Here is a 24469-nt window from a genome sequence, read left to right on the forward strand (position 1 = left end):
AACAGGAATCTCAAACTAAATCTGTTTAATGATGATGATGTTCATGTTCTGCACGCGCGTTCTTCATATCCAGCAACGCTTTCCCTGAATCTTTCAGTAGTCCGACTGACCACCTGACAATGACAAGCGAACTCACTATGGCGGCAATGGTGTCGATAAACGGGATGTCCCAAATCATGGCAGCGGTGAGGCCCAAAATCGCCGAAAGACTGGTGAGGGCGTCGGCAATCACGTGAAGATAGGCCGCGCGGATGTTATGGTCGGAATGCTCGTGATCATGATGTAAAAGAAAAGCGCTGGCAATATTAACCATCAATCCGATAATGGCCACAAAAATGGCTTCTCTGTAAATAATGTCCACCGGGTTGAAAAAACGTTCAACAGCTTCCACCATAATAACGAAGGCAAACAACAGCAACATCAGGCCGCTGCTATATCCTGAAAGTGAAAGGATTTTATCTGAATTGCCTTTAAATTTTTCGTTTTTGGAAACCTTACGTACAACAATGTATGCAATCCAGCTTAACCCAATGGCCAACACATGAGATCCCATGTGAATACCGTCGGCCAGCAACGCCATCGAGTTGGTAATCAGTCCAAAAATAATCTCAACAACCATTGTGACGGCTGTTAAAAGCACCACCCAAAATGTTTTCTTTTCATGTTCGTGTTTATGTTCCGGCATAACTTAATGATTTTACAGCAATTTTGGATTTCCTGAATAACAGGCACCTGACCACCTGCAAGAACAAATAACACAACAACTAAAGCCCCGTTTAGGTTTCAGGATTGCCTCGCTGTTTTCTACGGTCACTTTCCTGCCAAAAAATGGGGCATACATTCATTTGTATAATCCCATCTCTATACTGCGTATTCAATTTTTTTACCAACGCGCCTTCACATGTGTACTTCATTTAGAGGAGCGGATACAGCCTGTTCCCAATCAACTCTCTGTATTCATATTACCGCTGCAGAAAAAACAGCTTTTTCAAAACCTGTAACTCACACCCAAACTGAATTTCCTGCCGGGACTCATCTGGCTGTAAGGTTTGTTTTCTGCATGGTACGACTGGTAATAACTTTCCGTTCGGGCATTCAAAATATTCGACACTTTAAAATCGATCGTGGTATTTTTGCTTTCCCCGATTTTCTTATTCAAACTGAAATTCAGGCTGTGAAAAGGTTTGATAAAAATATCAGGAAAAAGGCCTGCCCCAACAATCGACAGCGTGGGCCCCTTCACATTATAAAACAGTCCCGCATCAAATCCTGATTCGTAATGATTGTAACTTACTCCTCCGTTTATAACATACGGCGCCTGACCTGCCATTTGCCGGGTATCCTTAATGGTTTCACCCGTTTTCTCGTAAGACTTACGCGATTTAAATTCGATCTCTGTCATGTCGATGAGTGATTCAACAAACGTAAAATTCCCGTTCAGGTTGAAATGGCTCCATGCAGGAGAAATAAAATCCAGATCTTTCCGGAACTCCAGTTCCACGCCATACAACCTGCCATTTCCTACATTCCGTGGCTGATATTCGGTACTGGTTTGTTGTTCCGGAATCCGCACCAGCTCAATCGGGTTGTCAAACTTCTTATAAAATGCGCTCATCGACAGAATCTGCCCACTCTTCATGAACAGTTCCCAACGAACATCAAAGTTATCGATCCGGGTTTCCGTTAAATTCCCGTCCCAACCGGGATATGTAAAAAAGCTTCCGTTAAAAATACGATTGGAAACGGGGTCGATAATTTGTGCAAAGGAGAGCTCTTTGAAAGATGGCCGGGCAATTGTTCTGGCGTAGGAAGCACGCAGATTTTGATCGTCCGTGAGTGAAAAAACCAGGTTAACTGAAGGGAACAGATCGAAAGATCCCAGCACCTTTTCATTGTCGAGGTTTTGTCCGTTTTTCGTATCTCCGCTGGCATATCTTTGATCCCTGCCTGTATGTTTCTGCACATAATTCTCTGCCCGCAACCCAACAATTGTTTTAAGCTTTGGGAACAACTCGAATTCATTGGAAATATATATGCCGGTATTATTTACATTCGATCGGTAAGCATTGGGATTTGGATAAATGTTGCCCGACTGGTAATATATACTGTTCGGGCGGTTAGGATAAATATTTTCGGGATTTAATACCGTGGAAGGATCGGGATCAGGCCACGACTGACCGCCAAAAAACTGAATATCAAACAATAGTATTTCATAATCCCTGTATTTGTATGTATGGCTCACGCCGAACTTTAACTTTGCTTCGCGGTCATTCAGTGTATATTTTTTAGTTACATCCAGTTTTGCGATAGCATTTAGTTCGCCCAGCGATCTCCAAATCCGGGTAGGATTCCCGCCGGCGCCTGCATTAAAGCTGCTGCCGTTTGATGAATGTGTAAAAGCTGTTTTCCGGATATCCGGATCATCAGAAGTCGAAAAAGTGGGAGACAGGCGCCAGTCAATTTCCCATCCGGAATTTTTAAAAACATGTACCCCGTTCAACAACACATTCGAAAGAGAACGCTGGTTGTATTCCAGGTTATCCGAAGTAGCAAAATAACCCGATTGCCCCACTGCCTGTCCGTCATTGTCAATCTCGAACTTACCGGCACGGCTTTCACCATTTTGCAAACGCATGGCCGTCAACCGAAGTTTCGAGAAAGTGGTTTTTATCGCCACGCCGCCCAGCAGGCCTACCAACACATTCTGCTCGCCCATTTCACCATTTTGCAGGGTGGCATACCTCATTTCATACAAATCGGGATCTATATATCTTTGATATTCACCATAAACGATATTGTCGTACCAGGTGTATTCCGACTTATAGGAAACAGAAAAAATATACCCCAGCTTCTTATCCCCGTTTAAACTGATTTGATTGCCCAATGAAAAACTGGCGCTATAATTTGGCAAACTGGTTTTCCGCGAAGCTGCCAGTTCGGGGTTAAAACTCCGAACGAAATCAACCACTTCCTGCTGGGAATGTCCGCTGATAGGCGTCGGAATAACCCGTTGGTCAGCCCCGCTTGGCAATCCCCTGGTCCCATTGTCAAACCCCAAAAAATCTGTCGGGCTGCCGGTGTAAGTAAGAAAGTCGGAATTCAGGTGCATGTCGGGATTGAATGAAGTACTTAGCGAGACACTCACAATTTTGTCTTCCGGAAAATCTTTTGTTTCCACATTCATCAACCCTCCTGTAAAATCGGCGGGCATGTCGGCGGTAAAGTTTTTGCTCACCATCATGTTATTCATAAGATTTGTCGGAAAAATATCCATCTGCAGGCTGTTGCGGTCAGGGTCAAGACCCGGAATATCCATACCGTTCAGGGTCGTTTTGGAATAGCGATCGCCCAAGCCACGAACATAAACATACTTACCGCCTTCGATGGAAACCCCCGTTACCCTTCGGGCAGCTTCTACAGCAGTGTTATCGCCTGTTAGCCTTATTTTTTCAGAAGAGATACCATCCAAAATGGAGGCAGATTGTTTTTTGATGGTGTTTAAAGCTGCTTCCGTAGTACGAATCACTTCGGCCGAAACCACCACCTCTCCCAGTTCAAGGGTACTTTCCTTCATCCTAAGATTATCGAGAAGGGTTATTTCACCGGCTTTCACCTGTACATCCCCAACTGTTAAAGTCTGAAAAGAAATATAGGATATTTGGAGGTCGTAACTTCCCTCCGCCACATCCAACGTAAACTGGCCATCAAGGTCGGAAGCAGTACCGGTAGTAGTTCCTTTTACCAAAACAGCCACTCCTACAAGGGTTTCACCCGTTTTATCATCCACAATTGTCCCTCTGATTTTTCCATTTTGTGCTACAGAAAGCAGGGTAATAAATGAAAAAAATATACTAAATAAATACCTCATCTTATTGAAAAATTATTTGTCTGTCCGAAACAAAAGAAACAGACCTGCACAGGTGAATGCAAGTCTGTTTTTGTAAACTAAATTATTATGCGTTTTGTAACAGGTGACTGAATGTATCAACGTTTTAACTCTTGTTTTTTAAAATTTGCCTGCTTTTGAAGCCCAGGTCCATCCAAAAACCGATGTGTCAGCGCCCACGGTGGGCGAACTCACGGCACTTACACCTGTAGGAACATCCCCATTAACATGGCCCGCCAAATCTTCTTCAGTCACATCCAGTTCAATCCCTTCAAATGTAACCCCGGCAGCTGTAACCCGGTTAATCTGTTGCCCTTCTGAAATACCGGTGAAAAACAGGTTCTTCAACCCAACGATTGAATTGTCATCCACATTGATCAGATCCTGTGAAATACGGGTACCTTCCGAAGCGATAATTGTTCCGTTTTGAATGATGTGTCCGGCCTCCATGGAACCTTCCGGGCCATCCAGTTCAAAACAATGCCCGGCCGGGGTAACAACAATAAAATTAGTGAGGGTACCACCCCATGACTGGTCGGTATCTACACCATCGTCACCCACGTTCCACGACACCAGGTTTTTAACATTCACAGTTCCTCCAAAAAACTCGATGCCATCGTCCTGGTTAGCAACAATCTCAATATTTTCAATAACGGTTCCCGAACCAACGCCTCCAAGAGTCAGGCCGTTGATTTCATTCCCGGCGCCGATATTGGTGCCCCCGTGGCGAATGGAGATATATTTCAAAATACCTGAATTGTCTTCCGCCTCATTTCCTCCATAAAGCCCGTTTTGATCCGAAGTTGGAATTCCTTCTATTTGGGTTTCACTTACATCACCCGATTCGTTCGATGCAGAGATGGGCGCTTTCCCCAACAGGATAACTCCTCCCCAAAGGCCGTTGATATCTGCATCGAGATTAGGGCTCTCAAAGTTTCCGGCTGTAATATCTTCCGGCTGGATTTCATCGGCCACCGATGTGAAAATAATAGGTTTTTCTGCCGTACCTTCTGCAACCAATTTCCCTCCACGTGCGATAAGCAGCGCCGTTGAATTGGCCTGTGTACCTGCTTCTCCTTTAATAATGGTACCTGGTTCAATGGTCAGGGTAACCCCGTCCAACACTGTAATCCTTCCGCCCAAAACATAAACTTTACCGGAAGTCCAGGTAGTATTCTCCGTAATATTACTGGTAATCTTCTCCGAATCCTCGTCCGGAATTAACTGAGTGTCATCCTCTTCACATGCTGTAAACAGCAATCCCAAAAGCAAGGTTAAATGAAACAATAAATTGATCTTCTTCATAACAGAATTTTTTTGTGATTTAAATTCGGGGCAAATGTAACCTGTGCATATTACAGAAATATTACAGGCGAATTAATAAACAATTACTTTCGCTTTATTGCCATTACCGGGCTTTTTTATGGTCTCTGACAGAACTTGCCGTCAACATTATATTCCTGTTTATCAAACCTTTTTTCGAAATTACCTCATTACAGAAGTAATGTTATTATCATAGAAAAAATCAATCCCAGGTGGCACAACTACTGTTTCGAATTGAAAAATACATTCACAGATAACAAGGCAGATACAGACGCTGAAGTATAAAACATTTTAAAATACATTTCGTACTTCCATTACGTCCTTTTCGAATTAGTATCAGTTTGTACCATAAGGAAAACGTAGTTATCATAATCTATTAAATTTCAATTAAAAAAAACTTCCTGAAATTTTACAGAATGGTTTTTTTCTAATTTCGCCGTTTTTCAATTAAGATAAAATGAACAGAATAGTATTGATTATCGGAATGGTAGCGCTCGCTCTTTCCGGGTTAAAGGCCCAGGAGATAAGAGAAATCGAAGGTCTTTTTTACAAAGACAATCACCCGTATACTGGTTCTTATACCACTCATTTTGAAAACGGGCAGGTTAAAATGGAACTGACCGTAAAAAATGGGAAAAAGCACGGGAAAGTAAAAATTTGGTTTGAGAATGGACAACTGAATGAGATCCGTTCTTACAAAAACAATCAAATGCACGGAAAGTGGGAGATGTATAATGCCAATAATGTAAAGGTTTCGGTTGCCCGTTACAAAAAGGGCCAAAAACATGGAAAGTGGCTTATTTGGGGCGACGAGGGAAACCTGATGTACGAACTGCATTACCGGAATGGTAAAAAAAGCGGAACCTGGAAAAACTATGGAAAAAACGGAGAGGTTACCAGCACCAGAGAATACCGCGAATAAATGTAACGAAAGTGTAATATTTCTGTAACTGCCATTTAACAGCAGCGCCTTACTTTTACACTGAGAAAACCATTTAATTTTTTGAAAGATGAAACGAATAATGTTCGGTATTATAGCTGTAGTATTTGCATTGACAGTTACAGCAAAAGAAAAAGAAACGAAAACAGGAAATGACTCAGACAACACAGCCACAGTGGCACTTTCAGGCACTGTTTATGATAGTGACTCCGGAGAACTTTTGGTAGGGGTTGAAGTAAAAATTGACGGCACCGACACAAAAACCTACACCGATTTCGACGGAAATTTTTCGTTTGAAAACATCAAACCTGGTGAATACAAACTGGTAGCCAATTATATTTCGTATAAAAAAAGCGCCGAAACCCTGCATGTGGATGCCAGCAAAAACCAGGTAAATATTAAGCTGGAAAATTCGAATTAGTTGCTCAACATTCCCTTCCCAAAATAGCCCCTGCCGGATTTGGCCAGACCAAATTCAGCAGGGCTTTTTCTTTCTGTGTCAACCGAATTCAGAAGAAGACACTCTCAATATTATATGATACCCTCCATTCAAAAAAAATCAATATTTAAACACCTTTCCACCGGCCATAACCTGTTTTGATTTTTCGTCGAATGTAGCACGTTGCCCGGTACGCAAGGCAGCTGTTACCATAATATTGGCAATGGAATGGCTGTAGCCGGCCTCAACCGGAGCATTGGTTTTCGGGTCGCCTTTACGCACGCACTCCATCCAGTTTTTCATGTGCGCATTGGTTAGCGGGTCGGAACCGGTATTGGCGCCTGTTTCAGCTTTAATCTGAGGCAGTTCAAAGTCTTCCAGCAGGAAAGGTTCCATACCCATGGCACTGGCGTAGCGTTCGGTTAATCCGCCGTCACTGTTTACCTTGTTCGTGGCCAAATCAAGTTTGCCCCCGTTGGAGAAGTACCACTCCTTCGTTCCACCCGAAGAGTTGTTCTGGCGGGAAGAATAAATGACCTGAAACCCTTCATCCGGGTTGTCCTGCGGGCCATAATCGAAAACAGCAGTCATGGTATCAAAATTGGTACGACCATCTTTCCACATGTAAATACCCCCGTTGGCTACGGCCGAACGTGGGTGCGGCAAATGCGAAAACCAGTGCACCGTATCTATCTGGTGGGCCATCCACTGTCCCGGTATTCCCGACGAGTAGGGCCAAAACAGGCGATACTCCAAATACTTACGCGGATCCCACGGCTCGTACGGACGGTTCATCAGGTAACGTTTCCAGTCGGTATCCGACTCTTTAATCTGGGAAGTAAGATGCGGCAAACGCCACCTCCCCGGCTGATTTACATTCCAGGTCATTTCTACGTCCAGAATTTTTCCAAATTTACCTGACCGGATGTAGTCGTGGGCAGCGTGGTAGTTAGGGCCACTGCGCCGTTGTGAACCTATTGTTATCACTTTCCCGGTTTCTTTCACTGCTTTCAACCCCTCGTTGGCATCGTCCATGGTTTCGGCAAACGGCTTCTCGCAATATACATCGGCACCGGCACGTACTGCTTCTGCCGTGAGCAAAGCATGCTGAAAATCAGCTGTACTTAAAATAACGGCATCGGGCTTTTGTCCCCAAAGCTCATCGGTGTTTCGGGCCGTATCAATCTCCCTGCCAGTGGTTTCTTTATGCCAGGCCTGTCCCTCATCGCGACGACGATTCCAAATGTCACAAACCGTAAAAAACTCGAAATTCATTTCATCCGCGTATTTCAGGAAAGCTTTACCCAAAGATCCCTTAAAACGGTTGGAAAAGCCCAGGATCCCTACCCGGATTTTGTCGTTCGCCCCCAGAATATTCCCATAACTCCTGGCCGACATCCCCATGCCGCCAATGGTAATCCCGGCAGCCCCCAGGGCTGATTTTTTAATAAATGTTCGCCTTGAATTATTCATCTTCTTTTATTTTAAGGTTACTAACTGTTTCTTTATCACTTCCATAGCAACCGGTGCCTGTATCTCCAGATCTCCCCATTTACATTCGATGGACATTTTTCCCTTGTACCCCCCATTTTTCAATGCAGCAAAATAGGCCGTAAAATCCTCATTATGTGTTCCCGGCGCAGCTCTTCCCTCTTTTTCGGCAATATGGGTATGATGAAGCAAGTGACCATATTTTTCAATGCTTCCCGGCCCTTCACCGTCCATCAGCATGTGATAAATATCGGCCAGAAGGCGAAAGTTCGGGTGGTTGACTTCTTCCACAATTTTACCGCCTTCCTCTACTGAATTAACAAAGTTACACTCTTTTGTATTGAGCGGTTCCAGCACCACCACAACATTGTACCTGGCAGCAATTGGAGCCATCTGGCTGCACAAATCAATGAACTGGCGACGGGCATCCTCGCGCGAAAAGCCTTCGGGGATGCCGCGCGAACCACCGCTCCCAAAAACTATATATTCCACCCCGGCCAACTGTGCCCTGCGAAAAGCCGTTTCCATATACTCAAGCATCTCAGGATGAACCGCATCGGGGCCAACACTCTTTAAACTCCCCGGGATAAAACTGTTGCAGGCTTTTACAGGGATGGCTGCATTTTGAGCTTTCTGAAGGGCCTCCTGAAATTCAGCCTCACTTTTGGCCGGCATTAAAAAGCGGCCCACACTCTCTTCTATGTAAGAATACCCGTGTGTGGCCAGCATTTCAGCATTGGAAACGCTGATACAAACTCCAATTTCAGTTAAAAAAACATCTTCTGTTTTTGTTGCACAACTGACTGTTAAACACACCAACAACATATAAGTACTTGTTTTAATATACTTTATCATTATATAAATTATTACTTCAAAAAATCTGGCAATAGAAATTTAGAAAAGAAGATTCATCCTTCTTATAAACCGCTCATTCAACTCTTTACGCACAAAACCAACAAATGTAAAATGAACAAAACAAGCTCAGGCTGAACGAATATCTCAAGTGTAAAATCACATTCGTTCTGCATAGAAAATAAAACACCCTGAATTAATTTCCAGGTCAGTTAGCTGAAAATACTCACTACTCTATGGAAATAATCCTGTTGAAAAAAATCGACTTTTCAGCATAGAACACCCAGGTACTACCTCAAAAGTGTACTAGCCTAAATGATAAAAAGATTTCAAATTTTAATCCGCTACATTTATTATCTGCAAGGAACACAAAGCCAGCTTATTTACTGTAAATTCAAATAATCCATAATAGCTTTGTTCCCTTTCAGTGCGTCGGCAGGCATTGGATTATCGCTGGTATACACTTTTAATTGTTCCTCGGGCAGAATGGTAACAAAGTCTTCATTCACCGATGGAGTCCAACTTACTGCTCCCGTATTCAGCTTAAGATGATAGGCAAAAAAATTGTACATCACCGAACGTTTTGAATAGCCGTAATCATGTTTTTCTGCCGGAAGGTGAACATTCTCTACTTTGTGTTCTGCATCATAAAGTGTATAGACTTTTTGAATATAAGGATATTCAATCCTTGGCGTATTCCTTGTCCAGTCGTTTCCGTTCGAAATAAGCAGCATAGGCCTTGGAGCGCAAAGGGCCGCAATTTCAACATTATTTGTTTGATGGTTTTTGCTTTTATGAATTGGCATACCGCTTTCACATACACAACCTCCGAAAAAATGGGCTGAGACCTGAACACATGGCACCGAAACCTTTATCCTTTCGTCAATGGCTGCAAGAATAAATGTCTGTGTACCACCTCCGGAACCGCCGGTTATTCCAGTCCTTTCCGGATCAACATCCGAACGCGACAATAAATACTCGAGCACCCGTTTGCTATTCCATGTTTGAAGGAGCAATGCAATTGGAATATTATGGGAATCCACCTGATGTGAATCCCCGTGACCCACCATATCATAAGCAAATACAATAGCTCCCATTCGGGCGAGTACTGCGCAACGTTTTTGCACATAGTGGGTCAAACGCTTATCTTTTAGGTGCCCGTGAGGAGAAAGAACGGCGGCATTCTTTTCTTTTGCATTTACAGGCCGGTAAAGATTTCCTGTGATGTAAAACCCGGGAAAACTTTCAATCCGAATATTCTCCACAATATATCCGTCAAACTTCCGGGTGTTGGTAATCTGAGCATTGAAGTTGCCTTCTATCTTTGGCATCTGATCCAGCTTCATCCCTTTAATGATGCCCTCTTTAATGGTAGCGGCCCGCTGCTCCCACGATTCAAGATTGTTCCATTCAGCAGCAAATTCTTTCATTTTCAGGTTGGCTTCGTCTTCTGTCCAGTGACGGCCGACACATAGCATGTTATCCTGGGCAACAGAATGAACGGTGAATAGTGTAGCCATAAGAACTACATACAGTTTAGACAAAAATATTTGTTTCATTTTTTTTATTTTGAAGTTATCAAAATTTAATTTCTTGTAATACAATCAATTATTGTATATTTTCAAATAATCCATCACTGCCTGATCTCCCATTAAAGCATTCGATGGCATTGGATGGTTTTTGTCAAATACTCTTAACTCGGGAGATAATATTTTTACAAAGTCTTCTTTGTACCCGTTATTGTAAGGAATATTCCTGTTATTAAGCTTTAAGTGGTGTGCAAAAAAATTGTAAACTGCCACCCTCTTGCTATACCCATAATCATGTATTTCCGTAGCCAAATGAACATTCTCAACTTTATGCTCTGCATTGTAAAGCGCATAAACTCTCTTTACGTACGGATATTCAATTATTGGTGTATTCCGTGTCCAATCTTCTCCATTCGACACTAACAAAAGAGGCCTTGGAGCACAAAGGGCAGCTATTTCCACATTATTGGTTTGAAATCCATTATATCTGTGTACAGGCATTCCACTTTCGCAAATACAACCACCAAAAAAATGGGCAGAAACCTGCACAACAGGTGCCGAGACCTTTATCCTGTCGTCAATGGCCGTTAACAAAAAAGTTTGTGTTCCACCACCTGAGGCGCCACTCATACCAATCCTTTCCGGATCCACATCCGGCCTTGACAATAAATAATCGAGTACTCTTTTGCTATTCCAGGTTTGAAGAGTCATCGCTATGGGAATCTCGTGATCTACCTGAACTGATTCTCCAAAACCAACCATGTCGTAAGCAAAAACGATTGCTCCCATTCGGGCAAGTGTTGCACAGCGGATTTGTGTATCTTTCCGCAACCTGCTATCTTTCAAATGACCGTGAGGAGCAAGGATGGCCGCGTATTTGTCTCTTTTAGTTACAGGAGTGTAAAGATTCCCCGTGATGTAGAATCCCGGGAAACTTTCTATAGTAATATTTTCGACTATGTACCCATCCATGTGTTTGGCATTTCTGACGACAACATTGAAATTTTCCTCAATCTTTGGCATCTGGCCTAGCTCCATCCCCTTAATGATACCTTCCTTAATTTTGTTTGCCCGTGTTTCCCATGATTCAAGATCATTCCACTGCTGTGCAAACTCTTTCATTTTGAGATTGGCTTCGTCTTCTGTCCAATGATGGCCAACACACAATTCTTTTTTTTGCCCCATGGAATCATTAAGCATTGCAAAGAAGACACAAGCCAACCATACATATTTTAAGCTTTTCATAACAAATATGATTTTGGGAAAGTAACCTGGGAGTATAACTCCCAGGTTACTTTTAATCGTATGCCGGAATAATTGCCAACATACAATCAGATAAAAAATTAATAATGTGGATTTTGCTGAAGCTGAGGTGCCTTGTTGATCTCATCGGTTGCAATGGGCCACCAATACATTTTTGCACTAAAATTATTATCCGCCTGTACCCCAAATATCTTTTTCCATTTGGTGGTAGTCACACCATCTTCTTTTAGCTCAACAATATCTACCCCATACAATTTTTCGGCATACACATCTTCAATTATTTTCCACCTTCTTATGTCATACCATCTGAGTTCTTCACAGAATAGCTCAATCTTTCTCTCGTAGCGCAAAGCTTCCACAATATCTCCGGTAAAATCAGGAAGACCGGATCTGTTTCGTATCATATTAATATATATTGCAGCCTCCTCTTCTTCTTCCAATTCCAACAGCGCTTCAGCGTAGTTGAGTATTACTTCGGCATAGCGGATATTTATATGAATATTCTTATTGGCTTCGTACCTGCCAACAATAGCATCGTCCATAAATTTTTTGGTAAGGTAGCCACTATAGCCTCCGTTCCAACTTTGAATCGGTCCCTGGCGTGTATCCAGACCAAATCTTTCGCTTACAACTTGTCCTCCCACTTTTTCTACCCTTGTTCTCCTGTCATATATTCCAACCGGATCAATATCTGCTAAATCAGAGAAACGTGGTTGCCATAAAGCACTGTCATAAAGAACAGTTCCATAAAAACGGGGTTCTCTGTAGTAGTATGGATTCTTGTTTGTGAATTGGGAGGATGTATTTATATACTCCCCCTCTTCATTGATTTCAAAGTGATCAAAAAAGTCAGATCCATCGTTCATTTGATACCCATCAACAAAATTCCCTGAGGGTTCCTGATTCCCGTAATTATAGGTGCCGTTAGGGCCTTGCATTCTATTAGTATATATTTTTCTCCCTACATCCTGCCTGTTCATTTTCCCCCAAATAACCTCATTACTTGAAAGATCGTATGCCTTGAAAAAGTTAAAATAATTTTGTGCTACTGCATCCAAATCAGGAGCCCCAAAATCTTCCAAATTACAGGTTCCCAAGTCAATTACATCTTTTGCTGCATCTCTTGCGGCAGTCCATAAAGCTACTCTGTTGGGATTACTGTAACCAACCAGTTCGTTTTCCGCATTTCCATCAGCAGTAAGGTCGCTCGCAGCAAACAACAAAAGCCTTGATTTATATGCTAAAGCAGCCTCCTTTGTTGCTCTTCCCATTTCCATTCCACTCTTAAGTTTTAAAAGTGACGCGGCTTCATCATAGTCTTTAACAATGAAGTTAACGGTTTCTTCAAAGGTGCTCCTTTTGATGTCCAGAAAATTATCTCCCAATGAAGTAGGTGAGTTTAAAACAGGAACACCACCATAGTCCATACATAACCGGGTGTAAAAATAAGCTCTTAAAAAAAGCGCTTCCCCTTTCAGAACATCTGTCTGAACTTTTATCGCTGCTTTTTCCGTGTCAGGATACCCCTCAGAAACCTGATCTATTTTTTCAAGAAAAATATTTAATTGCTGAATCTGTTTGTACCGCTTCCAGATTCCCGTGGCAAAATCAGTACCCTGGTTGTCAGCGCTTATGGCTCCGGTGTTATATACCGGTGATTGACCTCCCTTGTACATAATAACTTCGCATCCAAAAATTGAATTGCTATTATAGGCATGTCCCCTAAAACTCCTGCCATAATCCACATTATTATACACATTGTTTAAATAGGCCTCAACAAGATTTACATCAGACCAAACAATTGGATCTGAATACCTGTTAATAGGATCTTTATCTAAAATGGTTTCTTCGCACCCAAGCGTCGAAAGCAACACATAACTAAAAAATATAATATTTCGAATTATTCTTTTCATGATATTTCACATTTAGTTAAAAAGATTGAATTAAAAAGTTATTTGAGCACCCAAAGAATACACTTTCATGAGTGGATAACTTGTAACATTGCTTACTTCCGGGTCCATTATTTCATTGCCTGAATATACCAACCATAGATTTTGCCCTGAAAAATATACATTGAAGTCTTTCACAACTTTTGTATATCCTAATACACTTTGCGGAATAGTATACTTTAATTGTAAATTTTTGAGCCGCAAGAAGGAAATAGGCATATAATCGAAATCTGTTATATAATCCTGCCTCCAGTATTCTTCAATCCTTTCAAACGCACGCGGTTTCGACGCATTTGTATTCTCAGGAGTCCATCTGTCTTCTGATGCCCATTGCAAATAATTTCCTCCGGTACCCTGTATCTCATAATACGCCCGCCTCATACCACGGGCCGCCCCATGGAACAATCCGGTAAGTTCAAAGTTTCTATAGTTTAGATTAAATGAAAGTCCATAGTTGATTTCAGGAGTTGTAGTAAGCGGAAACAGTTGACGATCATCGTTCGTAATTTTACCATCTTTGTCATAATCTTCAATAATAATGTCACCTGGCCGTGCTCCCTGCAGATGGGGTAAAGAGTTTACATGCTCCTCATCCCTGAAAATACCCAATGATCTGTACAGTAACAATGCATTTTGGGGAAGGCCCGTTCTTTCCTGCCATGCTACATTACGCTCTGGCTCATCATATTCAACAATTTTATTTCGGGCAAAAGAGAAGTTTCCATTGACTTTATAGGTAAAATCACCTTCCGTTTTGCTATAGCCCAATACCAGTTCTATTCCTTTACTGTCCACAATCCCAAAATTTTCATCAGGAAGTTCAAGTCCGGTAAATTGTGGGACGGAAGCATTTCTTGTAATTAAAATATTGTTTCTTCTTTCGTAGAATAAATCGGTATCAAAATTTATCCGGCTATCCCAAAGCATGGATTCCCAACCAATGTTAAACATGTTTGCTACCTCCCAGGTAATATGCGGATTAGGAGTATTTGCCTGTGCTAAGCCAAGATTGTAATCCTGGCTATTTCCCAAAACATATCCGCCACTAAACTGGTAACTCGACAGATATTGGTAGGCAGGAACGGCATCATTACCCATTTGCCCCCAGGAAGCCTTAAACTTTAAATAATCAATAAACCCAAAACTATCTTCCCACCATTCGTAGTTCGAAGGTCTCCATCCAAGGAGTACTGACGGGAAGTTCCCCCAGCGTCCGGCTTCTTTCGAGAACCGCAGTGAACCATCCCTCCTGAAGCTGAACTGGAACATATAGGTTTCTTTATAATTGTAACTTGCCCTGCCGAAAAAGTTCATTCTGGCATCATGATCCACTGATTCGCCATTTGACTTTTCTGCATCGCCACCGGCAAAAAGATACGGGAGTTTATCGGAAAGGAAATACCTGCGAAAAGCATCAAAGCTCTGATAATAATACTCAAAACTCTCATATGACACAAACGCACTTAAATTATGATCATCTGAAAACGAACGAGTATAATCAATTTTTAAGTTGGTCGTTCTGGAGTCAGATCGTGTGGAATAATTTGTTAGCCTTGGCTCTGAATATCCATAAGATGAAGCAAGTAAAAAATCGGAGCCATCTTCTTTACCTGTATTCCCGGCTGCCAAATAGGCATCTTTGTTGAAACTATAAAGAGTCCAGGGTTTCTGGAATAACTTCCTTTGCTGAAAATATACATCGTAAGCAAAATACCCGGACAAAGACAATCCCTCAACTCCCGGAATTATAAATTGCGCAGACAGCATATTATTGCTTCTGTAACGCTGATCATCATCAAATCCTGTTTCAGCGGAAGCTGATACCATAGGCTGATCACCCCTTTCAATATCAGGCCCGGGCAAACCGTTAGGGAACAATGCATGCGATGTAGGATACATCCTTATAAGGGAAGTAAAATTGGAACCGGCAGATTTGGTTCCATACATTTTATCTTCTCTTGCACCAGCGATATCAATCCCCAAGCTTATGTATTCATTGATTTTAATGTTTAAAGCTGCTTTCAGGTTATATCTGTTATACGAGGTATTATTGTTTTTATATATACCATCATCAAGCTGATAACCAAAAGAGGTATAATAATTTATACTCTTTGCCCCTCCGGCTACGGAAAAGGAGTGGTGACGGGTGGAACTATATCTTCTGAGAGCCGAATCAAACCAATTGGTGTTTGGATGCGTCCAGGGATACTCACCGGATGCATATTTTACTATGTCTTCCTCCGAAAATCTCATATTGGCTTCCTCAACACCCCTGTATGACTGGTTTTCGCGAATCATCGTTGCATAAGTTGCAGCGTCAGTCATTTCAGGAAGCATTGTTGGCGTAAGAAAACCTTCCGAAAACCGGTATGTAAATGTAGGTGCCTTGTTAAAGTCTCCCCGTTTTGTTGTAACCAAAATAACACCGTTTGCTGCCCTGGCTCCGTAAATACCGGCTGCTGCATCTTTCAGAACGGTAATACTCTCAATATCTTCGGGGTGCAACGAGTTAAGATCGCGACCGGGAATACCGTCAACTACAATCAACGGCGCATTATTCCCTAATGTTGAATTCCCCCTTATTCTAATTGAAGGCGCATCATTCCCCGGTTCACCAGAAGACTGCATAATGGTTGCTCCGGGCATACGCCCTGTTAATGCATTGGCTATTCTGCCTACAGGTGCTGCTGTTAGCTCATCGTTATTAACGGTTGTTACAGAACCTATTACATTTACTTTTTTCTGGGTTCCATAACCAATGGCAACAACTTCTTCCAACCCGAAGGTTTCTTCTTCCATGGATATATTGATCAATGTTTGGTTTCCAACCTCCACCTCCTGCATCCGCATACCCACAAACGAAAACTGCAATGTGGCGTTTGCCGGAATATTGAAAAGGGAATACTCTCCTTCTGCATTGGTAACAGTTCCCTGCGTGGTACCTTTCACAACTACTGTTACTCCCGGTAATGGCTCGCCACCACTGTCAGTAACTTTCCCTGAAACGGAATGTTGCTGCTGCTGCTGTTGTACAAAAAAACCTTCCCTGATACGCCTCTTCTCTTCACCTTTTAGAATGATATAGCGGTCAAAAATCTCATACGAAATGCCGGAATCACTGAATAATTTTTCCAGCACTTCTTCAATATTTGAATCTTCTACTGCTACTGTCACTTTTTGCGACAAGTCCAAGCTACCGCTATCATAAAAAAAATGAAATTCGGATGTCTTCTCAATCTCCTCAAAAAGAACCGAAAGGGGGGTGTTTTTCAGGTTTAGCGTCAACTTCTTCGTTTGCGAATAGGTTTCGGCCGAAACCTGAAGCAATGCAAATGTTATAAGTAAACATGTCAGCTTCATCGTTCTAATTAATTTAGTTACAGGGGGGTTTTCTCCTACCCCCTTAAAAAATCTAATTTTTTTCATACTTTTGAAACTTTGAAGTTAGATAATAAAGCCACTAGGCTTGTTATTGATTTAAAAGAAGAGGAAACACGGTAATGTTTCCCTGTTAAGCGGGAATTGCTAGCGGCATTTCCCGCTTTTTCACAGTTTAAGTTAATTCATAGGCAAATCGTTTTAGTTTACATGTTTTATATATATTTTATCCTTCTCAATGGAGTAATCAAACGGAACCCTTGATGCCCGTTTGAAGGTTTCTATTATTGTATAAATATTGGAATCGATGTGGAAGGCCCCGGTAAAAGAGTTGTGCCCTATATGACTATCCTCGAAAACAATTTTCACACTGTAAATCCGCTCAATTTTTCTGGCAAGGCTTTCAAACGACTCGTCCCTAAATTCATACACACCCTTCTGCCAGTATTTAAAAAACCCATCCGGGATCTTCAGGTTATTTTTCAGATTACCGGATTTTTTGTCCAGTACTAATCCATGAAGCGGTTTCAAGGAATATGATTCATAGTTTCCCGATTGATCTTTGACATCCATCTGAACTTTCCCCGAGACCAGATCCACCCGGACCATATCATCATCGGGGTATGCAACAACTGAAAATTCGGTTCCCAAAACCTTCACCCGGTGCTCTCCAACATTCACAAAAAAAGGTTTTTCCTTATTATGGGCCACGGTAAAAAAAGCCTCTCCGGTCAATGTCACATCCCTTGTTTTTCCGGTAAAGTTTTCGGGGTAGCTGATTTTGGAACCATTTGTCAGCCATGCTTTACTGCCATCGGGCAGAACAATTAAACTCCGGTTGCCATAGGGTACCGAAATTTCATTCATGGAAACGACCTGGTTTCCCGTTGATGAGACAACAGAGTTCAGGACATACCCACTCATTATGGCAAAAATAATTATGGCGGCATATTTCATTACCTGGCGAAAATCGAACTGCCTGCGGGGCATTTTCATTTTTCTTTTGACCGCTTCGAAGTCTTCTGCGATAAATTTCTCACTCATCTCCCTGCCCTGCTGAAGCAATGCCCAGGCATTTTTGTAACGAATATATTCATCCCGGTTTGCCTCCGACTCACGAATCCAGGAAATGAGCTCTTCGGAACGATACAAAGGCTCATTGTTTATTATTTTTTCTATAATTTCTTTCTGTTCCATTTATCTCTTTCTGTTATATAGAATGATTGAAAATCAAAATACCCTACGCCGGAAAATCACTTTTTTTGAAAAATGTTTTATTTCATCCCGGACATGCCTTGATATCAGTCAAAAACCAAAATTCATACTGCGCCCCTTTGGTTGTTTTTGGGTACACAACCAACAAAAATTCCGTTACGCAACATGAAATTGTTACAGTAAAGCTCAACTGCAGGCGCGTATTTACCGTAAAAAATAATTTCAACAGGGGAATAACCGGGGGTATAAGTACTTGAATCTTGTTTGTAAATACTCTTTCAGAAAATGACGTACATTCTTTTCGATACTTCAATAGTATAGCGAACCTACATCGAATGTATAATGTATCCTATATTTTTCCGGAACTTGTGCTGCATTATCATTTTCATCTTTTGCTTTTTTGAGTCTATAAATACCTTAAGAACCACGCCAAAAGAGGAAGAAAGTCCTTAAGGGCTACCCTGAATACTTTGAGTGCTTTGCTTATCTGTGCCTCCACCGCTTTAACGGAGATATTCAGTTCTTCCGCAACTTCATGGTTTTTTTTGCCCTCCATACGACTCAGAATAAACACCTCGCGACAACGGGGCGGAAGTTTCGCAAGTGTTGTTTCTATCCTGCTTTCTATCTCCTGAAAGGCCATCTCCGACGTATCCAGTTGTTCCAAAGCCGACTGATAAACCTGATTTTGCATCCTGATTCCCGCCTCCGTTTCAAAGCCCTTTTTTATTTTCTCATGCCGGAGGTACATTAAACAGTTGTTTTTCACCACCGTATATAAATAACTTTGAAGCTGGGATTCGTTTAGAATTTCAGGATCCTTCTCCCAGAAAGTAACAAATGCATCCTGAACAATACCTTTGGCATCTTCATACGGAACATACTCTTTTGCAAAATACACCAACCGCGGATAATACAAACTGAACATCACCTCAAAAGCAGCTTCCTGCCTTTGGGTTAAAAGTCCGATTATCTCATTTGTCAGAATGTTCATTTAAAAGTCGGTTAGATTTGCAATTTTAACCAATTATGAACAATCCCGGACAGGATTTCGGGGAAAACTTTTAAAGAATTTGTCAGATATCCGGAGAGATGAAACCCGCTTTAGGGGAGTAACACCAGTAAAAACAAAGAGATATCCCTCTTCGGGCTGCCAGTAATTCTACAGCATCCCTCAGCAACCTGAGGAGGTCAGAGTTAATACACTAAGATAAATTTTTGTAATGATCTAATGACTTATAAATGCCGCCTCCATTCTCAAAAAACTCATTTCCTGTGGTAAATAACCCTTTATTAACGCCTACCCAGGGCTTATTCCTGTCAGGCAAATAGCTCATCATTTTTTCCCAGTTCCGGTAATTCTGATGTCCGTTACTTTCAAGCAGTCCCAGGTTATGAAGCCCCGGAAATGGTTTCAGCCGGGCGGCAATATTTTTGTTCCATTCAACCAAAACAGGATTCACAGTCAAATCCGCACAGAAACAAGGAACACTTTGGTCCGTAGCAGCTTTGGCAATTTTCATTGTCATGCTCAGTGTTTTTGCAATGGGTTTGAGCGCCACAGCCCGGTATCCCATTTGTATCCGTTTCTCCGTATCGACATCGGTATGGGCGCTTTCGTCGGCCGCAAGCCGCACAGGAATGTCGGTTACATCCGTTTCATGTTCTTCAGGAAAAGGCTCTTCGATAATTGCAATTTGCTCAAATGCACCTATCTTTTGGGCATGATCCAGAAATCGAAGGAAAGCCTCTTTCGTTTCATACCGTCCGTTTGCATCAAAGTAATAAGGGAGTTTGCCCGACTGGGTATGAGGTGTTCGTACATCTTTTAGCATCTCATGAAGTGCACTCAGGCGTTCGGTATCTTTTTGCAGCATCTCCTTTTGTGAACCCGGCTGCCCGATTTTAATCTTCATAAAAAAATAGCCATCATCAACCGTCTGTTTTAACTGGTCGGGTGTTGTACCATAAGAAATTAACGGAATGGCCGCAATTTTTTGGTGTTTTTCAGAAAAGGTCGACCGGTATTCAGCCGGAATCATCTGGTCGAAATTGGTAATTCCGTTTTCTTTTGCATACAGCAGCCAAAGAGCATTATCAACAGCCACAAGGGCATTTAAAACAAATGTTTTCCGAAGGTGAGCGTTGCCCGTCACTTTTTTGCCGTAAGCAACTACCTCATCCATAATGCTCTCCAACAATTCCACCGGATTAGTGTAGTACTGCCCTTTTATTATTTCCAAAGCCCTTTGGGTGATGGAATACATCATTGCGTTACCTTCTGTTTCGGTATGGTTCAAAAAAACGCTTTGATCAGACCACAATACACTCTGTGTTCCCAAACCAACCACGCTGTTGTTATCAGAACCGGTTAGCCGGGCTACCGTTTGCCACAATTCTGACAAGTATCCGCCTTTAAAACCGAAAGGCTGAATCAACGGCTCTTTTTCAACGGCAGAATTAGCGTCTGCAATATAAATTTTGCCTGGGGACTTTGGGCTGCAACTTTCCGGCAGAATATTGCACATTCCCAAAAGGCAGAGCATACCGGAGTCTTTTAAAAATTTACGTCGTTCCATTTGTTAAAAATTAGAACCAGGACGCAAGAATCAAAACACAAAAACGGAAACGTTAATCATTCGCCGTTGTGTTCAAATTCTTTAATCATGGCTATTCCATCAGTAAAAATCTAGTTTCGTTTTGTGCTGTAAATCCGTTTAGTTTTTGGGTAGCAGGAAAAAATAAATTTTCCCCATTGGCTAATGCCAATGGGGAAAATGTGATATTTATAATTTCCAGGGTTTCCTGTATTCATACGACAATAGCTCGTTTGCTTTGTCGCAGTTAGTAACCATTTCCTTTTCTGCGTCCCATTTAAGGGTTTGCTGCACATGCAAAGAAATGGTGGCCAAATGAGCCATATTAGTCGAAAGGTGTCCATCTTCGAGCGAAACCATAGGCATTTCCCGTGATTTAACACAATCGAGGAAATTCCGTACAATATTAGCTCCCGGATTAGCGTACGTGCCATCCGACAATTTTCCGTTGCCAGCGCTTTCCACTGCATACGTTTCGTCTGCCATCAACTTATCCCAGGTCTGAAACTGCCCTTTCGATGTGGAGACAATTTTATATCCATTGTTTCCCTCGGCATAGAGTGTTCCTTTAGTTCCCCGCATCTCAAGGAATCCCTGGCGGACCAGGCTGCCGGAACTGGCTTCTAACTGAGTAAAGGAAACAATGGCGCCGGAGGGAAATTCAAAAATTGTCTGCATGGTATCCGGAATGGTGCGGTCATCATCCACAACATATTTACCTCCCAGGGTAGTAATCGAAACCGGGGCTTTTTCATTTAACAACCACCGAATCAGGTCCAGCGAATGCACTCCGTTATTCAGAATCTGGTTGTCGTATTCTTCCCACCAACGGAACATATAGGGCGCAATATTGTATTGGTAAGGCCTGTATGGCTTTGGCCCCAGCCACATATCCCAGTCAAAATTTTGCGGCGGTCTTTCGGGCTTCATTTTCCCGATTCCGTTGGGAGCCATATTTGAAACATGGCTGCTTAAAGCAAAAGTTACTTTCCCGATTTTCCCTGCGGGAACTTCCTGTGCCAGCCTCTGGTATGTACCAGACCCACGGCGGTTTAAACAAACCCCTGCAATCTGATTACTCTTCTCCCAGGCTTTAATGATAGCCCTTCCTTCGTGAATACTTTTGGTTAGCGGTTTTTCCACAAGAACATCTTTCCCTGCCTCTATCGAATTAATGGTCTGAAGGGCATGCCAGTGATCCGGGGTGCCAATATAAACGGCATCAATGGTTTTGTCTTCCAGCAATTTACGATAGTCGGTATAGCGACCCACATCTTTGGAAAAATCCTCCCCCATTTGGGGAATCTGTCGCGGACGGGTTTCTATATACCGCGGATCAACCTGCGAACGGTTTCGGGTTATGTAAGGTTCGTAAACATCGCACAATGCTGCTACTTCGCAGTCCGACTCGTTCATAAACTCATGCATTACCTGTGTTCCCCGGTTTCCAACTCCGATAAAACCAACCCTGATTTTGTCATTAGCCCCCAATATCCGGGAATAACTCTTCGCACTTACCGATTTCGCACCAAGCGTAATACCGGCTGCAACCATACTTGTCTGAGATAAAAAAGCCCGGCGGGTAGTCTTTTTCTTATTTTCTTCCATAATTCAAATTTTATATCATTAAAAAATAAACCTTCTAAAATGTATTGATTCATAGCCCCCTTAAACCTCATTCGAGACTACTATTTCTATTCATTGGAATAACAAGATAATGATTATATGTAATATACTGTAACACTTTAACTTAACTGTAATCAACTCATAAAAACATCAAAACACGAAAAGGCACACACACCAGATTACTCGTAACCAGGATTTTGAATCAACTCCGAATTTTTATTCATTTCCGACCTCATAACAGGTAAAAAATAGGCTTTATTATCCCATGAGTAATCCTTGTGCAAAACAGGTGTAACAGTTGGCTCCGTTGCCGTTGTTTTATCCGGCAGAAGTTTATATACAACATCTACCCTGTACGAGGCCGTGTACACTTCCGGTCCGATAACCCATCTGCGCACATCAAAAAAGCGATGGCGCTCAACAGCCAACTCGATACGCCGTTCATTGCGATAACGTTCACGGAGTTCATCTCCTGATTCTGTAATGTCGGGCATCCCCGCTCTTTTCCTTATCATATTTATATAGATACGGGCTTCGGCATCCTCACCTAATTCAATACATGCTTCCGCATAATTCAGAAGTATTTCTGCATATCTAATCCAGCGGTAAGAAATATCCGGAATAAAGAACTGGGCATCTACTTCAGAATCCATCCATTTGCGGATATAATAACCTGTATAAGCTCCTTCAAAAGGAGAATAGGGACCTTTGCGGGTATCCAACCCCCAGTGTTCATACATTTCATTTGCCACAGGATCCCATTTTTCCCAACGACCTACTTGGATTTGACCCACCGGATCCAGGGGGTATTCACCCGAAGCGCGCTGTCTCCACTTGGCTCCTTCATAAAATATGGTAGCGTAAAAACGCGGATCACGGTTTTTGTAAGGATGAGCCGCATGTTCCGGATTGTTCCAGTCAAATTTTGTCCCATCCCTCATTTCATAATCCCTTACGAGATTGTCTAACGGAGCGTTACTTCCGCGCAGGTGATAGCCGTTAGGTCCGCTAAGATTTTGCCAACTCCGGTTCGCATCACGGTATGAAGTAGTTGTACGATACTCCATCAGAATATCTTCTTCGGTACTCTCCCGTTTCAAAAAATATTCTTCGAAATTAGCGGCAATCGAATCACCGGGCTCAGGGTTTGCTTTGTACAAACTATATATATTTAAATCCATTACATCTTTGGCAGCAGTCTTCGCCCTTCTCCAACGGGCTTCTCTATCACCTCCCACATAACCAATCAGTTCAGGATTAGCATATCCGGGAAATACTGTTGTATTATAAAGGTCGCTGGCAGCATACAAAAGAACCCTTGACTTAAGCGCAAGTGCAGCTCCTTTGGTTGCCCTTCCCATATTATCTCCGGAATGTTCGAGAGGCAATAAATCTGCCGCTTTTTCGCAATCCTCCACAATAAATTCAACACAGTCTTCATAACTGTTACGCGGAACCTGAAACTCACTTTCCAGATCATACGATTCTTTGATAATGGGAACGCCCCCAAACAAATTAACCAGGTTCCTGTAATAATGTGCCCGTAAAAAATATGCTTCTCCCAGCATCCTGTTTTTCATGGTTACTCCGTTTACCTCTTCTCCGTCAGGAAGCGACTTGGCTTTTTCAAGAAAAATATTCACTGCCCTGATTGCCTTATACTCATTGTTCCACGTAGGAAGATAACTCCACCCGGGAATAACATCCGGGGTAATCTGACAATTATTAAACCGTGTTTGGGCCACACCGTCTCTCCGCTCCAATTCATCTACAAGATTACCGATCGAAAATTTATTGAATGGATCGTCCCTGTATTTATAACATCCGTTGAGAACTGCTTCTGCCAGATGCAGGTCGCTCCAAACCGCTGCATCCGAATATTCATCCAGTGGCTTTAATTCCAGAATATCATGGTTACATCCCACCATCACAACCGATACAATAAGCCATATTATAAACAACTTCGTTTTCATTTTTCTAC

The 24469-nt window shown here is 42.2% G+C and carries 16 protein-coding genes; 2 read left to right on the plus strand and 14 right to left on the minus strand.

The genetic code is table 11. The features are described from left to right. Nucleotides 1–25: 25 nt before the first annotated feature. From D1164_RS13330 to D1164_RS13340, 3 genes are all read right to left on the minus strand, one after another. Nucleotides 26–685 carry a cation diffusion facilitator family transporter gene (locus D1164_RS13330; RefSeq protein WP_119350494.1) on the minus strand — a complete coding sequence of 220 codons (660 nt, stop codon included), beginning with the start codon at nt 683–685 and terminating at the stop codon, nt 26–28. A gap of 303 nt (nt 686–988) precedes the next feature. Beyond that, on the minus strand, nt 989–3868 hold the full coding sequence (locus D1164_RS13335) for a TonB-dependent receptor (protein ID WP_119350495.1): 2880 nt from the start codon (nt 3866–3868) through the stop codon (nt 989–991). A 138-nt stretch (nt 3869–4006) separates the two neighbouring features. Continuing rightward, nucleotides 4007–5191 carry a hypothetical protein gene (locus D1164_RS13340; protein WP_119350496.1) on the minus strand — a complete coding sequence of 395 codons (1185 nt, stop codon included), beginning with the start codon at nt 5189–5191 and terminating at the stop codon, nt 4007–4009. Between the two features lie 475 nt (nt 5192–5666). On the opposite strand from D1164_RS13340, the gene D1164_RS13345 reads away from it, so the two are divergent. Beyond that, complete coding sequence (locus D1164_RS13345; RefSeq protein ID WP_119350497.1) at nt 5667–6131, plus strand: toxin-antitoxin system YwqK family antitoxin; 465 nt, start codon at nt 5667–5669, stop codon at nt 6129–6131. An 88-nt stretch (nt 6132–6219) separates the two neighbouring features. Beyond that, complete coding sequence (locus D1164_RS13350) at nt 6220–6570, plus strand: carboxypeptidase-like regulatory domain-containing protein (RefSeq protein WP_119350498.1); 351 nt, start codon at nt 6220–6222, stop codon at nt 6568–6570. Between the two features lie 138 nt (nt 6571–6708). On the opposite strand, the gene D1164_RS13355 is transcribed toward D1164_RS13350, so the two are convergent. From D1164_RS13355 to D1164_RS13410, 11 genes are all read right to left on the minus strand, one after another. After that, a complete protein-coding gene (locus tag D1164_RS13355) occupies nt 6709–8061 on the minus strand; it encodes a Gfo/Idh/MocA family protein (protein WP_119350499.1) in 1353 nt (450 codons plus the stop codon). 6 nt (nt 8062–8067) lie between these two features. After that, nucleotides 8068–8934, minus strand: coding sequence for a sugar phosphate isomerase/epimerase family protein (locus D1164_RS13360; protein WP_119350500.1), 867 nt, complete (start codon nt 8932–8934; stop codon nt 8068–8070). Nucleotides 8935–9314: 380 nt separating this feature from the next. Further along, entirely contained in the window at nt 9315–10490 is a 1176-nt protein-coding gene (locus D1164_RS13365) for an alpha/beta hydrolase (protein WP_147372186.1), read from the minus strand. A 45-nt stretch (nt 10491–10535) separates the two neighbouring features. Beyond that, complete coding sequence (locus D1164_RS13370; RefSeq protein WP_119350502.1) at nt 10536–11705, minus strand: alpha/beta hydrolase family protein; 1170 nt, start codon at nt 11703–11705, stop codon at nt 10536–10538. Between the two features lie 98 nt (nt 11706–11803). Continuing rightward, on the minus strand, nt 11804–13636 hold the full coding sequence (locus D1164_RS13375) for a RagB/SusD family nutrient uptake outer membrane protein (protein ID WP_119350503.1): 1833 nt from the start codon (nt 13634–13636) through the stop codon (nt 11804–11806). A 30-nt stretch (nt 13637–13666) separates the two neighbouring features. Further along, complete coding sequence (locus tag D1164_RS13380) at nt 13667–17032, minus strand: TonB-dependent receptor (RefSeq protein WP_119350603.1); 3366 nt, start codon at nt 17030–17032, stop codon at nt 13667–13669. A 219-nt stretch (nt 17033–17251) separates the two neighbouring features. Beyond that, a complete protein-coding gene (locus tag D1164_RS13385; protein WP_119350504.1) occupies nt 17252–18247 on the minus strand; it encodes a FecR family protein in 996 nt (331 codons plus the stop codon). A gap of 424 nt (nt 18248–18671) precedes the next feature. Next, nucleotides 18672–19259: an RNA polymerase sigma-70 factor gene (locus tag D1164_RS13395; protein ID WP_119350506.1), complete on the minus strand. Its 588-nt coding sequence runs from the start codon at nt 19257–19259 to the stop codon at nt 18672–18674. 211 nt (nt 19260–19470) lie between these two features. Next, nucleotides 19471–20844, minus strand: a complete 1374-nt coding sequence (locus D1164_RS13400; protein WP_119350507.1) for a mandelate racemase/muconate lactonizing enzyme family protein — start codon at nt 20842–20844, stop codon at nt 19471–19473. Nucleotides 20845–21051: 207 nt separating this feature from the next. Continuing rightward, nucleotides 21052–22470: a Gfo/Idh/MocA family protein gene (locus tag D1164_RS13405; RefSeq protein WP_206611006.1), complete on the minus strand. Its 1419-nt coding sequence runs from the start codon at nt 22468–22470 to the stop codon at nt 21052–21054. Nucleotides 22471–22667: 197 nt separating this feature from the next. Continuing rightward, entirely contained in the window at nt 22668–24461 is a 1794-nt protein-coding gene (locus D1164_RS13410) for a RagB/SusD family nutrient uptake outer membrane protein (protein ID WP_119350508.1), read from the minus strand. Nucleotides 24462–24469 lie beyond the last annotated feature (8 nt).

Source organism: Mariniphaga sediminis (assembly GCF_003573545.1).
GTDB lineage: Bacteria > Bacteroidota > Bacteroidia > Bacteroidales > Prolixibacteraceae > Mariniphaga > Mariniphaga sediminis.